General features: G+C 67.8%; 15 protein-coding genes. 10 read left to right on the top strand and 5 right to left on the bottom strand.

Going from position 1 to position 12,513, the window contains the following annotated elements:
• The first annotated feature begins 54 nt into the window (after nucleotides 1-54).
• The 4 genes from OKA11_RS20385 (at nucleotide 55) to OKA11_RS20370 (ending at nucleotide 2,245) form a co-directional block, all read left to right on the top strand.
• Nucleotides 55-228: a Flp family type IVb pilin gene (locus OKA11_RS20385; RefSeq protein WP_142639131.1), complete on the top strand. Its 174-nt coding sequence runs from the start codon at nucleotides 55-57 to the stop codon at nucleotides 226-228.
• A 66-nt stretch (nucleotides 229-294) separates the two neighbouring features.
• Complete coding sequence (locus OKA11_RS20380) at nucleotides 295-681, top strand: TadE family protein (RefSeq protein ID WP_267223688.1); 387 nt, start codon at nucleotides 295-297, stop codon at nucleotides 679-681.
• A gap of 1 nt (nucleotide 682) precedes the next feature.
• On the top strand, nucleotides 683-1,147 hold the full coding sequence (locus OKA11_RS20375; protein ID WP_267223687.1) for a hypothetical protein: 465 nt from the start codon (nucleotides 683-685) through the stop codon (nucleotides 1,145-1,147).
• Between the two features lie 120 nt (nucleotides 1,148-1,267).
• A complete protein-coding gene (locus tag OKA11_RS20370) occupies nucleotides 1,268-2,245 on the top strand; it encodes a response regulator (protein ID WP_267223686.1) in 978 nt (325 codons plus the stop codon).
• 288 nt (nucleotides 2,246-2,533) lie between these two features.
• Here OKA11_RS20370 and OKA11_RS20365 read toward each other — a convergent pair whose 3' ends face one another.
• Entirely contained in the window at nucleotides 2,534-3,394 is an 861-nt protein-coding gene (locus OKA11_RS20365; RefSeq protein ID WP_267223685.1) for a MucR family transcriptional regulator, read from the bottom strand.
• Between the two features lie 189 nt (nucleotides 3,395-3,583).
• Nucleotides 3,584-3,784: a hypothetical protein gene (locus tag OKA11_RS20360; protein ID WP_185928812.1), complete on the bottom strand. Its 201-nt coding sequence runs from the start codon at nucleotides 3,782-3,784 to the stop codon at nucleotides 3,584-3,586.
• Between the two features lie 143 nt (nucleotides 3,785-3,927).
• Between OKA11_RS20360 and OKA11_RS20355 the strand changes: the two genes are divergently transcribed.
• Nucleotides 3,928-5,109: a glycoside hydrolase family 76 protein gene (locus OKA11_RS20355; protein ID WP_267223684.1), complete on the top strand. Its 1,182-nt coding sequence runs from the start codon at nucleotides 3,928-3,930 to the stop codon at nucleotides 5,107-5,109.
• A 199-nt stretch (nucleotides 5,110-5,308) separates the two neighbouring features.
• Nucleotides 5,309-5,884, top strand: a complete 576-nt coding sequence (locus OKA11_RS20350; protein WP_267223683.1) for a hypothetical protein — start codon at nucleotides 5,309-5,311, stop codon at nucleotides 5,882-5,884.
• Between the two features lie 47 nt (nucleotides 5,885-5,931).
• Here the strand turns inward: OKA11_RS20350 and OKA11_RS20345 are convergent, their stop codons facing one another.
• The 3 genes from OKA11_RS20345 to OKA11_RS20335 form a co-directional block, all read right to left on the bottom strand.
• On the bottom strand, nucleotides 5,932-6,147 hold the full coding sequence (locus tag OKA11_RS20345) for a hypothetical protein (protein ID WP_267223681.1): 216 nt from the start codon (nucleotides 6,145-6,147) through the stop codon (nucleotides 5,932-5,934).
• Nucleotides 6,148-6,360: 213 nt separating this feature from the next.
• The gene (locus tag OKA11_RS20340) at nucleotides 6,361-7,737 is read right to left on the bottom strand and encodes a sensor histidine kinase (protein WP_267223680.1); all 1,377 of its coding nucleotides are present in this window, start codon (nucleotides 7,735-7,737) and stop codon (nucleotides 6,361-6,363) included.
• Nucleotides 7,734-8,402 carry a response regulator transcription factor gene (locus OKA11_RS20335; RefSeq protein ID WP_267223679.1) on the bottom strand — a complete coding sequence of 223 codons (669 nt, stop codon included), beginning with the start codon at nucleotides 8,400-8,402 and terminating at the stop codon, nucleotides 7,734-7,736. The genes OKA11_RS20340 and OKA11_RS20335 overlap by 4 nt, the downstream gene beginning before the upstream one ends.
• 232 nt (nucleotides 8,403-8,634) lie before the next feature.
• Between OKA11_RS20335 and OKA11_RS20330 the strand changes: the two genes are divergently transcribed.
• The 4 genes from OKA11_RS20330 to OKA11_RS20315 are packed head-to-tail and all read left to right on the top strand — an operon-like array spanning nucleotide 8,635 to nucleotide 12,420.
• Entirely contained in the window at nucleotides 8,635-9,456 is an 822-nt protein-coding gene (locus tag OKA11_RS20330) for a nucleoside/nucleotide kinase family protein (protein ID WP_267223677.1), read from the top strand.
• Between the two features lie 29 nt (nucleotides 9,457-9,485).
• The gene (locus OKA11_RS20325; RefSeq protein WP_267223675.1) at nucleotides 9,486-10,202 is read left to right on the top strand and encodes a nucleoside/nucleotide kinase family protein; all 717 of its coding nucleotides are present in this window, start codon (nucleotides 9,486-9,488) and stop codon (nucleotides 10,200-10,202) included.
• Nucleotides 10,202-11,584, top strand: coding sequence for a lipopolysaccharide biosynthesis protein (locus OKA11_RS20320; RefSeq protein ID WP_267223673.1), 1,383 nt, complete (start codon nucleotides 10,202-10,204; stop codon nucleotides 11,582-11,584). The genes OKA11_RS20325 and OKA11_RS20320 overlap by 1 nt, the downstream gene beginning before the upstream one ends.
• Nucleotides 11,581-12,420 carry a hypothetical protein gene (locus OKA11_RS20315; RefSeq protein ID WP_267223671.1) on the top strand — a complete coding sequence of 280 codons (840 nt, stop codon included), beginning with the start codon at nucleotides 11,581-11,583 and terminating at the stop codon, nucleotides 12,418-12,420. The genes OKA11_RS20320 and OKA11_RS20315 overlap by 4 nt, the downstream gene beginning before the upstream one ends.
• Nucleotides 12,421-12,513 lie beyond the last annotated feature (93 nt).

Genomic DNA, 12,513 nt, shown 5'->3' with positions numbered 1-12,513 from the left:
GGCAAGCCCCCGTCCGGCATCGGTACTCGCAAGGGGGCAATGGGGAGAAATACGATGAAGGACATGGTTCTCAAGTTCCTGGTCCGCCTCAAGACCGATGAACGCGGCCTCACGGCGGTTGAATACGCAGTTCTCGGCGCCATCGTGGTGGGCGGGATCGTTGCGGTCGGCGATGCATTCCAGGCCGATCTTTCGACCGCATTCGGGCATCTGTTCGACCAGACCTGAACGGGAGGTTCTGCCATGCGCATGTCCGCCGGAGGCTTGTCCCGGCTATGGAGGTGCACGCGCGGGATGGCGGCGCTGGAGTTCGTGTTTCTGGCTCCGGCGCTGCTTCTCCTGGTTTTCGGCACCATCGTCTATTCGATCTATTTCAGCGCGCTGATCGGCGTGCGGCAGGCTGCGGCCGAAGGCGCGCGGGCCGCGGTTGCCGGGCTTTCGTCGCCGGAACGGGCCAGCCTGGCGCGGGCCCGGGCGGCGGCGGTGATGGACAATTACAAGACGCTGCTCGGCAACAGCAGCACGCCGGTGATCACCGCCAGCGCTGATGGCACCGGCGCCTTCACCGTTGCGGTCAGCTATGACATGAGCAGGAGCCCGATCATGCGTTACGGCAACATGGTTCCGCTGCCGACGGCGAACCTGCGCGCCAGCGTCACCGTGACCAACGGCGGCTATTGAGATGGCGGCGCTGGACTATATCCGCCTGGCGGTATTGATCGTGCTGGTCCTGCCGCCGGTGGTCCTGCCTTGGGAAGGGCGGCGGGCACCGGATGCGGCTTATGCCGCGATTGCCCTGGCGGGGCTGGCCTTTGCCTTTGCGCGCTCGGGCCCCGCAGGCGCGGCCCTGGCCCTTGCCACCGGGGCGGCATGCCTTGCGCTGGTGCTTTCTCAGGTTGCGGCATTGCGCCTTGCCAGTGGAAGGCAAATCCTCACCGGCGGACAAATTAAACTTTTGTCATCGTCCGCCTTATACCTCGGTCCTGTCGCCGCTTGCGTCCTGGTATTGATAACAGGGTTAATGCTGTTTATTGTGGGGGCAATTTATAGCATAAACAGTAACGGGAGGCGTCCGGATGCAAATGCGATTGCTGTCATGGCGATACTTTGCACTGGATTCGGCCAGATCATGATGCTGGTTCGATAATCGCGGGATGCCTGGATAACGGACCGAAAAGGTATTCGGAGGTCTTTGGCGCATATGAATGAGATGACACCGAACTGGAGAGCGCGTCTGGGGGCCATCCTCAGCCCGGCAAGCGCAACGGTGGCAGGGCCTGTGGAAGAAGAGATCGCCGGTTCGCTTCCGGTCGAGACGGTGCTGATCGTCGATGACGATGCGGACTGGTGCGAGGAATGCGCCTTCAGCCTGCGGGCGATGGGATATGCCCCGCTGGTGGCCGGCAACGCGCGCGAGGCGGAACGCCTCTATGTCGAGAATGACGTCGCCATCGCCATCGTCGATTACAACATGCCGGGGCAGGACGGCATCTCGCTGATCTACGAGCTGTCGCAAAGGGCTGACCTGCGCGGACGGCGGCTGCAGTTCATCATGGTCACCGGGTATGCCAGCAAGGACGTCGCGGTCGACGCGATGCGCGCCTCGGCGATCGATTTCCTGGAAAAGCCGGTGCAGCAGGCCGATCTGCGGCGGGCGCTGCAGCGCACCAAGGGGCTGCGCGATGCGCCCGGTGCGCGCGGGGATCTGCTGGGCAAGATCAGCAATCTCAGCCAGGAACTGCGCAGCCTGGCGCAATTGCTGGATGAACCGGAGGGCCAGCAGGGCACCGCGGCGGTGCGGGGCGCGGCCGGCGGACCGATCGGCCCGGCCCAGGCCTCCGCCCGCCTGTCGCACGATCACCAGCCGGGCGAGCTTACCGCCTATATCCGGGAAATCTTGCGCAAGGAAAGCAAGCGCCGCGAGATCGGCGGGGGCGAACTGTTTGGCGATCCGGCCTGGGAAATGCTGCTGGATCTTCTGCTGGCCAAGATCGAGGGGCGCGAAGTGGCGGTTTCCAGCGCCTGCATCGCTTCGGGCGCGCCGATGAGCACGGCCTTGCGGCTGGTGCGCCGGCTTGTCGCGGAAGAGGTGCTGTGCCGGCTTCCCGACGAGCATGACCGGCGGCGGCACTTCCTGGTCATCAACCCCAATCTCGAACAGCCGCTGATCGACTATCTTTCCGAGCAGCTGCACGCGCGCAAGATCGCTGCGGCCCTCAGGGCGCCGGGGCTGGTGGGCCAGTAACCGGAATCGCAACGGGGGCCGAAACCGGATCCGTAACGGGGGGGGCAGGACCGGGGCTTGCCGGCAAGGCACGACGCGTCTGTGCGCGCGGTACGGTGAACAGGCGCGGGGCACATTAATCACGCCTGCGAGGCACCGATATGGCCGCCAGCTGAACGCCTGGACAGTATTCGTGACGGGCAGGACGGAAGACTATCCGGTTGATGCCGGTTCTGCCTTCATGCCCTGCCGCATCATGCGTGAATGAGCATCACGAGGCCGGTCCGGCTGAACCGGCCTCGAAGCCTTTCATGCGTCAGGGGCCGGGCTGCTCGTGGCCGGTTTTGCGGCGGGCTTGGCCTTGGCGGGCTTGGTCGCATCCGGCTTGGCCTTGCCGGCAGCCTTGGCCGGAGCCGCCTTTTTCGCGGGCGTCGCCTGCTTGGCAGCGGGGGCCACAGGCTTGTCCTTGGGCGCCGATGTTACACTCTTGGGCCCGACGCTCTTGGGCTTTACGCTCTTGGGCTTGGCGGCTGCGGCCTTGGCGGGCGTGGAGGGCGGCGAAGCGGGCCGGGCCATGCGGCGGGGCTTCTTGGCGCCGCCAGTCGCAGGCGCTGCCTTGGCGGGGGCGGCAACCGAGGGGACCGTCGCGGCAGCGGCGATCGCCGGGCTGTCCTTGGCGGCAGCGGCAACCGGGGCGACAGTCTTCCTGGCCGTCGCCTTGGCCGGCGCTTCGCTGGCAGGCTTTGCCGCGATGGCGGGCGTTGCCGCCTCTGCCGGACGTCCGCCAAGACCGAGCTTGCGGGCAAAATTGCGGCGCAACACCGAATAGTCCGGGGCGACGAGAGGATAGTCGGCGGGCAGGTTGTAGCGCGTCTTGTATTGTTCAGGCGTGAGACCGTTGTTCGACAGATGCCGCTTGAGCGTCTTGTACCCCTTGCCGTCGATCATGCTGAGGATGTGCTGCGGCGAAGCCAGGCTCTCCTCGATCGTCACGGCGGCGACGTAAGTCTCGATCACGTCCTCGCCGGGAGCAGGCGCGCCGCGCAGCGCGGTCCTGGTGGCTTCGATCAGGCCGGGCAGCTCGCTGCTGGGGACACTGTTGTTGGTGAAGTAGGCGCTCAGCAATTCTACGGTGAGGCGTGCCAGTTCCGGTTGATCGTTGTCAGACATCGGTGAAGCTCCCGAGTACCATTTTGGACAGCAGATAACGTTCCTTCCGCGCGAACGGGCGCTAAGTAAAGCTATAATATTGCAATCGTCCGTTCGGATGTCGCTGCGGGGCCGGCGAAATGGCAAGGGGGAGTGCCTGGACCGGCCTCCCCCCTTTTTCTGTTCATCTCTCAAATGCGGCGGCGGGACTTATCCCTTGGGGGTCACCCAGACCTCGACCGGGGTGATGAACTTGCCCGGCGCCGGCTTGCCGACGTGGACGCGGTCGGCGGTGACCTGTTCGCCGTTTTCGAGGTGGAAGGTCACCCAGGGCTTGGGCATGCGCTCGAACTTCATCTTCTGGATGAGCTGGCCGGTGGTGGAATTCATGATCTGGGCAATGATACTCATGCGCGCGCCGCTAGCGCCGGGCAGGGGGCGTCGTCCATGCCGGTGAGGAGGGTTATCCCGCGTTCTCGTGCCGGGGCCACTTGGATCGCCGCGGGAATCGGCGCTATCCGGGAGGCGGATGACTGACCCCGTACGGAGTGACTGTGCCGAAATCGAGATGGCTGCTGCTGGCCGTGCCCCTTGCGCTTTGCGGCGCCGTTCCCGCCATCGCAGGCCCTTCAGGCGAGACCGGAGCCGGCGAGACCGGAGCCGGCGAGACCGGAGCCGGGGAGACCGGAGCCGGGCGGGCGGGCGCGGCGGCGGCCTATCTCGACGCGCAATGGGGCAGGCCGGGCGGCTGGAACGCCAGCGAGAACTGGCAGCGCTTCGTGATCGTCGATACCCTGCTCGACTACCAGCAGCGCACCGGCGAGCGGCAGTGGAGCACGCGGATCGCCGCGGCCGTGCGCAACCGCGAGGGGCTCTATCTCAACGATGACGCGCTCTGGGCGGTCATCGCCAGTGTCCATGCCTGGCAGGTCGACCGCGATCCGGCGCTGCTCGACTATGCGGGCACGACGTTCGCCGCGCTGGTGACGCACTATTGGGACGATCGCTGCGGCGGCGGCATCTGGTGGGATCCCAAGCGCAGCTACAAGAACGCGATCACCAATGAACTGCTGTTCTACGCCGCCACGCAGCTCTACCTGGCGACCGGGCAGGCGGGGTACCGGGACTGGGCGCTGCGCAGCTGGCAGTGGTTTCGCGCCTCCTCGATGATCGGCGCCGACGCGCTGGTCAACGACGGGCTCGACGGGCTTTGCCGCAACAACGGGCAGGCGCGCTTCACTTATAACCAGGGCGTGCTGATCGGCGCGCTGAACGACCTGACGGCCATCACCGGCGATCCGCAGTACCGCGGCGTGGCGGTGGCCACGGCGCTGGCGGCGACGCGCAGGCTCTCGACATCCACCGGAATCCTGCGTGAGCCGGTCGGCTCGCTCGGCGCCGACGGGCTGATGTTCAAGGGCGTGTTTGCCTATCACCTCGGCCATCTGCTCGATGCCATGCCCGACAGTGCCGAGCGGCGTGAACTCGCCCGCTGGACTGCGGCCAATGCCGAGGCGGTCTGGCGGCTCAGCGCGGCGGGCACGCGGGGGATCGCGGCGGACTGGTCGCTCGACGCGGCGACATGGGATGCGGCCCGCGACGGCCAGACCGCCACCGCCGCCGCCTCGGCCCAGGTCTCCGGCCTCGCGATGCTGCTGGCCGCCATGGCCGCCGACGGCCCGCCGCCGCGAACGGTGGTGCAGGCCGAGGGCGGGCCGCAGCAGTTGCCGCACTAGCCGCCGGAGCCGCCGCCTTTGGCCGGTTCGAACGCGACCGGCTTCGCGAAACCGCCCGCTTCGCTCCCGATCATGGCACGGGTGCGCCATGCGGCCGCGAGGGGGCGAATTCGCGGCTCTGGATCATAAGCAGGCTTGGCCGGGTGGGCGCGCTGGCCTATGGGCGCGGCTTCTCTCCCCTCAGGCATTCGGACATTTCATGACTTCGGCAAAGGACCTCATCCAGCTCGGCAAGCTCGTCGCCCAGGCGCAGGGCTGGGACGAGGCGCGGGCCTTCAAGGGCTTCGAGATGACCGATGCCGACCGCGCGCGCATCGCCGGCAGCGCGGTCGACCTGCTGAAGGTGTTCCCCCGGGCGCCGGGCAGCGGCGCCCAGCTCGCCGCCGCCTTTGCGGTGCAGCTTGGCCGGGTGCTGGACGCGCCGATCGAGGTCGTTGCCGGAACCCTGACCGTCGACGGCGTGCCGGTGCTGGGCCGCCGCCAGCCGGTGACGGCGGCCGATGTCTGCGCGGACGGCTTTGACGGACACGTCTGGGTCATGGTCGGGCCGAACATTGCCGAGCTGGCGCTGTTCCGCCGCGCCAACGAGCGTGACTGTCCGCCGCTGCTGGCCCGCCACGTCCATTCGGTGTTCGGCCATGACAAGGGGCTCTACGTCGACCAGTGGCGCAAGGTGCGCAAGCAGGGGCTCGGTTACGAGCCGCAATGCGTGCTGGGCACCGAGGCGGTCGATGCGCTGATGGCAGGGGCGTTCCGGCTGATCAAGGGCGCCTGATCGGGGCCCAATCGCGGCCTAATCGCGGCGTTCCCGGCCCTGCGGCGTCAGGGGCTCGCGCGCCGGACGTCGTTGGCGGGCTGCATGATCGAGCAGAGCTTGCGCTCGCCCTCCCACAGTTCTGCCTGCCATGGCTGATGGTCGTGCAGCTGCGCCTCGCGGTGCGCCTGCACGAGAGCGCCGCCGGCATCCGGCGCCTCGAACACGATCTGGGTTGCCGGTCCCGGCCCTTCCGCATCGAATCTCAGTGTATATCTTGCCATTCGCGACCTCCGTTCAGGCACACGATTCCCCACGCCGTCATCCTACGCCGGATGGGCGCGCCGCGCACGGGGTGATGCGATGGGGCGCCTCAGTGGCGCGGCGATAGGGCGCCTCTGCGGCGCGGCGGGGGGCGCCTCTGCGGCGCGGCGGTGGGGCGCCTCAGCGGCGCGGCGGGGGGGCGCCTCAGTGGCGCAGTCCGTCAAGGCGGGGCGTCAATCGGGGCGCGCGGGCAGGGTGAGCACGACCAGCAGGCCCGGCCCGTCCTGCCGGTCCTCGAGCCGGATGGTGCCGCCGCCCAGTGCCATCGCCTTGACCGCGATCGACAGGCCGAGCCCGCTGCCGGGCCGCGGCGAGGCGCCGCGCTCGAAGCGGCGCAGCACGCGCTCGCGATCGGTGCTGGCGACGCCACTGCCCCGGTCCCCCACCGCGATCACCAGCCGGTCTCCGCCGCGCACCACGGCGATGTCGATGTGGCCGCCCTCGCGGGCATGGAGCGCGGCATTGGCGATGACTGCCGAGAGCGCGATCTGCAAGGCCCCCGGATCGCAGCGCCAGCGCACGATGTGATCGGGCGTGACGGTGAATTCCATCGCCTCGGGGGGCAGGTTCATCACCGTTTCGGCCACCACGTCGGCCACCAGCGCATGGACGTCGACCGAGCGGCTGGCCACCGAGGTGGCGTTGAGGCGGGCGAGCGTGAGCAGGCCGTCGATCAGGGCATTGGCGCGGTCGACGGCGGCGAGCAGGCGGCGCAGGTCCTCGTGCAGCGCGTCCGGCGCGGTGCGGTGGATCAGCTGCGCCTGCGCGCGAATGGCGGCCAGCGGCGTGCGCAGTTCATGGGCGACATCGTCGGTAAAGGCCTGCTCCAGCTCGTAAGCCTGTTCGAGCCGCCCGAACAAGGTGTTGAGCGCGGTGATCAGCGGTCCGAGATCGCGCGACCAGTCCTCGGGCTGCAGCGGCGTGAGATCGGCCAGCGTGCGCGCGCTGAGCGAGGAGGCCAGCCGCTCCACTTCCGAGAGACTCTTGCGCAGCGTCCACCAGAGCACGATCATGGCCGCCCCGATCAGCAGGATCAGCGGCACCGCCAGCTTGCGGATCACCGGCACCATCGAGAACTGGCGCATGGAATCGCGCTCGGCGACGACCACCAGCAGGCGGGGATCGTTGCCGAGCAGGCCGTAGCTGCGCCAGCGGTCGCCCATGGCGGTGAAGGCGTGCAGTCCGCGCGTCCTGGGGATGAGGTCGATCGGCGCCCCCCAGCCCGACCGCGCGACCGGCTGGCCCTGCCAGAACACGGCGAACATGCACCAGTCGTACGAGGCGTGGAATGCCTTGCGCTCTTCCGAGGAGAGCAGGGGATCGGTCTCGGCGCCCAGCCCCTGGCCGCGCGCGGCCAGCGCTCCGGCGGTGAGTTCGTCCTGCATCATCATGTAGAGCAGGCGCGAGGCGTTGACGAGCTGGGCGTCCGAAGCCCGGCCGACTTCGACATTGGCAACCGAGTAGATCACCGCGCCCATGGCGAGCCCCGTGAGCGCCAGCAGGATCAGCACGCGGCGATAGAGCCGGGTCGAGAGCGAGGAACGCCTCACGCCTCGATGCCGCCGACCATGTAGCCCAGCCCCCGCGCGGTGCGGATGAAATCGCGCCCGAACTTGCGGCGCAGGGCCGAGATGGCGACCTCGATGGTGTTCGATTCCACCCACTGGTCCTGGTCGTAGAGCTCGCCCTCGAGGTCGGCCTTGGACACGAAGCGGCGGCTGCGCCGCATCAGCAGCGCGAGGACGCGGAATTCCTTGGCGGTGAGCGGGACTTCCTCGCCGTCCATGCTGGCGACATGGCCCGCGAAGTCGAGCGTGACCCGGCCCACGCAAAGGCTGTCGTCATGGCGGCGGTCGCGGCGGCGCAGCTGCGAACGGATGCGGGCGGCCAGTTCTTCGAGGTCGACGGGCTTGACCACATAGTCGTCCGCCCCGGCATCGAGCCCGGCGACGCGGTGGGTGGTGCGGTCGAGCGCGGTGATGACGATGACCGGCGTCGCGTTGCGTTGCGAACGCAGTTCGCGCAGCACTTCGAGGCCGGTCATGTGCGGCAAGCCGATGTCGAGCAGGACAACGTCGTAAGCGCTGGCGGCGAGCGCGGCGCCGACTTCGTCGCCGCGCGCGACGAGGTCGACGACGTAGCCGTCCAGCTCCAGCGCGCGTTTCATCGCCGGGCCAAGGTCGGCATCGTCTTCGGCGATCAGCAGGCGCGGCAAGGGAGGGCTCCGGTACGCTTGAGGCCCGTCTAGGGTCGGTTCAGCCCCCCTTAGGGGCGTTTCAGTCGGGACCTACGACAGCTTTTGCCCGCCCGTCAAACGGGCAAAAAACTTTTCCGGCGCATCAGCTTCGCATCAGTTTCGGGGTCTAGCCGCGGTTCCCCGACCCGAAGAAACGCGCCTTTTTCGCAGCCCCCCGCTTCGCGAAGGCCCAGAAACGGCCAACGAAATCATGACCTTGCAAAAGTCCCCCCGCGAGCTTGCGTCCCATAGCGCCTTCGCGCCTGCGGCGGCCAGCGAACGCGCTGGCCCCCGTACTGGCCCCCGCACTGGCCCCCGTACCGGCCTCGCCCCCTGCGTGGCGCTGATCGGCTGCGACGGTTCGGGAAAATCGACGCTTGCCAGCGACCTCGTGGCGCTGCTGAACCGTGAGGCGCCGACCCGTTCGATGTACCTCGGCCTCGGTACCGGCGACCTCGGGCGGCGGATCGGCGGGATCCCGCTGATCGGCCGGATCGCCGAGCGTTTCCTGACCGGCAAGGCGAGCAAAGCGCACGAAGGGCACGCGGTTTCGGGCCGGAATATCAAGGAAAAGCGCCTGCCCGGCCTTGCCACGGCGCTGGCGATGTTCGGCTTTTCGCTCGCGCGCTATCGGCGCTTCCGGCAGGTGCTGGGCTATCGGCGGCAGGGCGTGCAGGTGATCACCGATCGCTATCCGCAGGCCGAAGTGCCCGGCAGCTTCGATGGCCCCGGCCTCTCGTGGGCGCGCAAGGGCTCGGCGCTGGTGGAGCGGCTCGCCCAGCGCGAACGGGCGCTCTACGAGGACATGGCCTCCTATCGGCCGACGCTGGTGATCCGCCTCAACGTCGACGTGGACACCGCCCTGGCGCGCAAGTCCGACCACCAGCGTGCGATGCTGGAAAAGAAGATCGCGGTCGTGCCGACGCTGCGCTTCGGCGGGGCCCAGATCGTCGATGTCGATGCGACCCGCCCCTATCACGACGTGCTGGAAGGCATCCGCGCGGTGCTGCGCCGCCACGGCATGCCGTCCTGACCCGCAATTCCAGTACCTCAGGTTCCACCATGAAATTCGAAACCCTGCCTCCCCTCATTGCCGTCGTCGGGTGCGACGGCTCGGGCAAGTCGACCGTGACCGAGGCGCTCTGCGCCTGGATGAACGCGCGCCGTCCCACGCGGATCTGCCACCTCGGCAAGCAGTCCGGCAATATCGGCCGGGCCATCGCGCGCCTGCCGTTGCTCGGCGGCAAGCTCGACAAGTCGATCCATGCCAAGGCGCAGAAAGCCCAGACCGACAAGGGCCCCGGTCTGCTCGCGGCGCTGGTGATCTACCTCTTTTCGATGCGCCGGGTGTACCGCTTCGCGCGCATGATGAAGCTGCGGCGCGAAGGTTTTGCCGTGATCGGCGACCGGTTCCCGCAGCTCGGGGTCCCCGGGCCGATGGACGGGCTGGGACTGGCCAGTTCGATGGAGGCCTCGGGCCTTGTCGGTCTGCTTGCGCGGGCCGAGCATCGGCGTTACGCGGCGATGGTCGCCCATCGCCCCGATCTCGTGCTGCGGCTCAATGTCTCGCTCGACGTGGCGGTCGCCCGCAAGCCTGATCATCGGCTCTCCTCGCTTGCCCGCAAGATCGCCGACGTGCCGCGCCTGACCTTCGAAGGGGCGCCGATCGTCGAAATCGACGCAGAGCAGCCGCTGGAACAGGTTCTTGCACAGGCCCGCGCTGCCATCGCCGAGCGGCTGCTTGCGCTGGGCGCGGCCCCTGCGCAGGAGGCCGCGTGATGAAAAGCCTCTCGATCAAGGCGTTCAACCGCAAGACGCTCAACGTGAAGCACTGGTTCGCCGACGGGGTGTTCCGCACGATCGTGCGCAATGCCTCCTACCTCGGCTCGGGCAAGCTGGTGGCGGCGGTTCTGGGCCTTGTCGCGCTGGCCTGTGCCGGGCGCGGGATGACGCCGGCGCTGTTCGGTACGCTGGTCATCATCCATTCCTATGCCAACGGCGTGGGCGCGCTGGTCAAGTTCCAGACCTGGCAGTTCATCGTGCGCTACGGCACCCCGGCGCTCGGGCGCGGCGATATCGGCGAACTGCGCGACGTGACCGGCTTTGCCTTCGGGCTGGACCTTGCCAGCGGGCTTGTGGGCCTGGTCGGCGGCCTGGCGCTGTTGCCGTTTCTGGCCGGCTGGTTCGACATTCCGGCCGAGGACGTCCACCTCGCCATGGTCTATTGCCTGTTGATCCCGACGATGACTGCGGCCACGCCAACCGGTGTCCTGCGTGTGCTGGACCGCTTCGACCAACTGGCCCTGCAGCAGCTGGTCACCCCGGCACTGCGGGCACTGGGCGGCGTGATCTCGTACTTCGGCAATTTCGGCTTCATCGGCTTCATGATCACCTGGTTCGTCGCGGATCTTGCCGGCGACTTGTGCCTGTGGATCATGTCGGTGATCGAACTGCGGCGCAGCGGCATCGCCGGTGCCCTGCGTCCGGGCCTGATCGGTCCGGGGCGGCGGCTCAAGACGGCCTGGGATTTCGTGTGGACGACCAACATCGCCCATTCGATCTGGGCGGCCTGGGGGCCGGTGAGCAACCTCATCGTCGGCGCCATGCTCGGGCCGACGAGCGCGGGCCTGTTCAAGATCGCCGCGACCTTCTTCGATTCCGCCAGCAAGCCGGCCGACCTCATGTCGCGCAGCTTCTATCCCGAGATCATGCGCCTCGACCCCGCCAGCCGGCACCCCTGGCAGCTGGCGATCCGCAGCGCCTTCATTTCGGGCGGCATGGGTCTCCTGATCCTGCTGGTGGTGATGGTCGGCGGCGAACCGGTGATCGGCCTGGTGTTCGGCAAGCGTTATGTCGAGGCCTATGACCTGCTGCAGTTGATGACCGCTTCGCTGATCGTGACGATGGCCAGTTTCCCGCTGGAATCGCTGCTCTACATGGCCGGGCGCCAGCGTTCCGCGCTGGTTTCCGAAGGCACGGCGGCGGCAGGCTATGCGCTGTTGCTGTTTGTTCTGATCCATTTCTTCGGCATCACCGGCGCGGGCCTCGCCTATGTGGCGGGGGTGTCGCTCAAGGCGCTGTTCATGCTCCTGCCCACGCTCTGGGCCTACCGGGAGCGGGACAAGCTCGTTTCCGTGATGGCGCCGGAGGCGCAGGCATGAGCGCGCGTCACCGTTTCAAGGCAGAGACCCTTGCTGCGCTGTTCCAGGCGGTGGAGATGGACGACGTGGTCGATCCCGTCGTCAGTCTTCCCGACCCGGTCCCGGTCGCCTGCAGCGAGAAGGACATGAAGGCCTGCTTCGACCTCTGCGTACAGTTCTGGCACGAACATGCGGACCGCCGGGCCCTGTGCGATCTTGTCGCGACACTGCTGGTCACCGGCGATCTGCCGCAGGATGCACGGGTGCGCTACAAGCATATCCGCGCTTCCTACAAGCAACTGCGCTTTGCCCTGGTGCTGTATGGCCGCCGCCACAAGGCGCCCCTGCTGTTCCGCTCGACGGTGGCGCTGATGGGGCACTTGCAGGATGCCTTCCGCAATCGGCGGCGGCTGGCGGTGCCCGCCTACGCGCTCCTGCTGCGCCTTTTCCTGCTCTGGCCGGCATGGCTGGCGGTACGCCGCGAGGTCGAGCAGGTCCGTCTCGATGATGCCACGGGCTTTCTCGCCTTCCGCAAGCTCGAGTTCCGGCGTCTGGCGTCCTGGCTTGGCGAAGGGGCGCTCACCGGGCGCCGTTTTCACATGATGCGCAAGGTCGTGAGCCGGCAGGTGTCGTTCTACGATGCGATGCGCACGTTGCGACCGGACGAGCAGGTCTATCGCATGTCCCGCTTCCTCAGCGCCATCAACGGGCTGATGGGCAGCATGCATGACAATCTGGTGGAGCAGGCCGGCAACGGCCACCGCGACTACAACCGCGACCGTTTCCCGATGCCTGCGGACATCCGCTGGCGGCTTGAAGCGCTGACGGCCAGCTATCCGCTCGCCGCGGCCGCGTGAACGGCAAGGAGGCCGCGCCCATTTCCGGACGCGGCCTCCTTGAGCGTTTTCCAATCAGGTGGAATCACCTGATGGCTCGGAAACTGCTCTTGT

It is taken from the genome of Novosphingobium clariflavum, assembly GCF_026420865.1.
Lineage (GTDB): Bacteria > Pseudomonadota > Alphaproteobacteria > Sphingomonadales > Sphingomonadaceae > Novosphingobium > Novosphingobium clariflavum.
Note: the sequence above shows the minus strand (reverse complement) of the source record. Positions and strands in the feature narration are given on the sequence as shown.

Excerpts from the sequence above, each read along its gene's own strand:
- OKA11_RS20385 (WP_142639131.1), top strand. The coding sequence starts at position 55 with ATGAAGGACATGGTTCTCAAGTTCCTGGTCCGCCTCAAGACCGATGAA.
- OKA11_RS20380 (WP_267223688.1), top strand. The coding sequence starts at position 295 with ATGGCGGCGCTGGAGTTCGTGTTTCTGGCTCCGGCGCTGCTTCTCCTG.
- OKA11_RS20375 (WP_267223687.1), top strand. The coding sequence starts at position 683 with ATGGCGGCGCTGGACTATATCCGCCTGGCGGTATTGATCGTGCTGGTC.
- OKA11_RS20365 (WP_267223685.1), bottom strand. The coding sequence starts at position 3,394 with ATGTCTGACAACGATCAACCGGAACTGGCACGCCTCACCGTAGAATTG.
- OKA11_RS20360 (WP_185928812.1), bottom strand. The coding sequence starts at position 3,784 with ATGAGTATCATTGCCCAGATCATGAATTCCACCACCGGCCAGCTCATC.
- OKA11_RS20350 (WP_267223683.1), top strand. The coding sequence starts at position 5,309 with ATGACTTCGGCAAAGGACCTCATCCAGCTCGGCAAGCTCGTCGCCCAG.
- OKA11_RS20345 (WP_267223681.1), bottom strand. The coding sequence starts at position 6,147 with ATGGCAAGATATACACTGAGATTCGATGCGGAAGGGCCGGGACCGGCA.
- OKA11_RS20330 (WP_267223677.1), top strand. The coding sequence starts at position 8,635 with ATGACCTTGCAAAAGTCCCCCCGCGAGCTTGCGTCCCATAGCGCCTTC.
- OKA11_RS20325 (WP_267223675.1), top strand. The coding sequence starts at position 9,486 with ATGAAATTCGAAACCCTGCCTCCCCTCATTGCCGTCGTCGGGTGCGAC.
- OKA11_RS20320 (WP_267223673.1), top strand. The coding sequence starts at position 10,202 with ATGAAAAGCCTCTCGATCAAGGCGTTCAACCGCAAGACGCTCAACGTG.
- OKA11_RS20315 (WP_267223671.1), top strand. The coding sequence starts at position 11,581 with ATGAGCGCGCGTCACCGTTTCAAGGCAGAGACCCTTGCTGCGCTGTTC.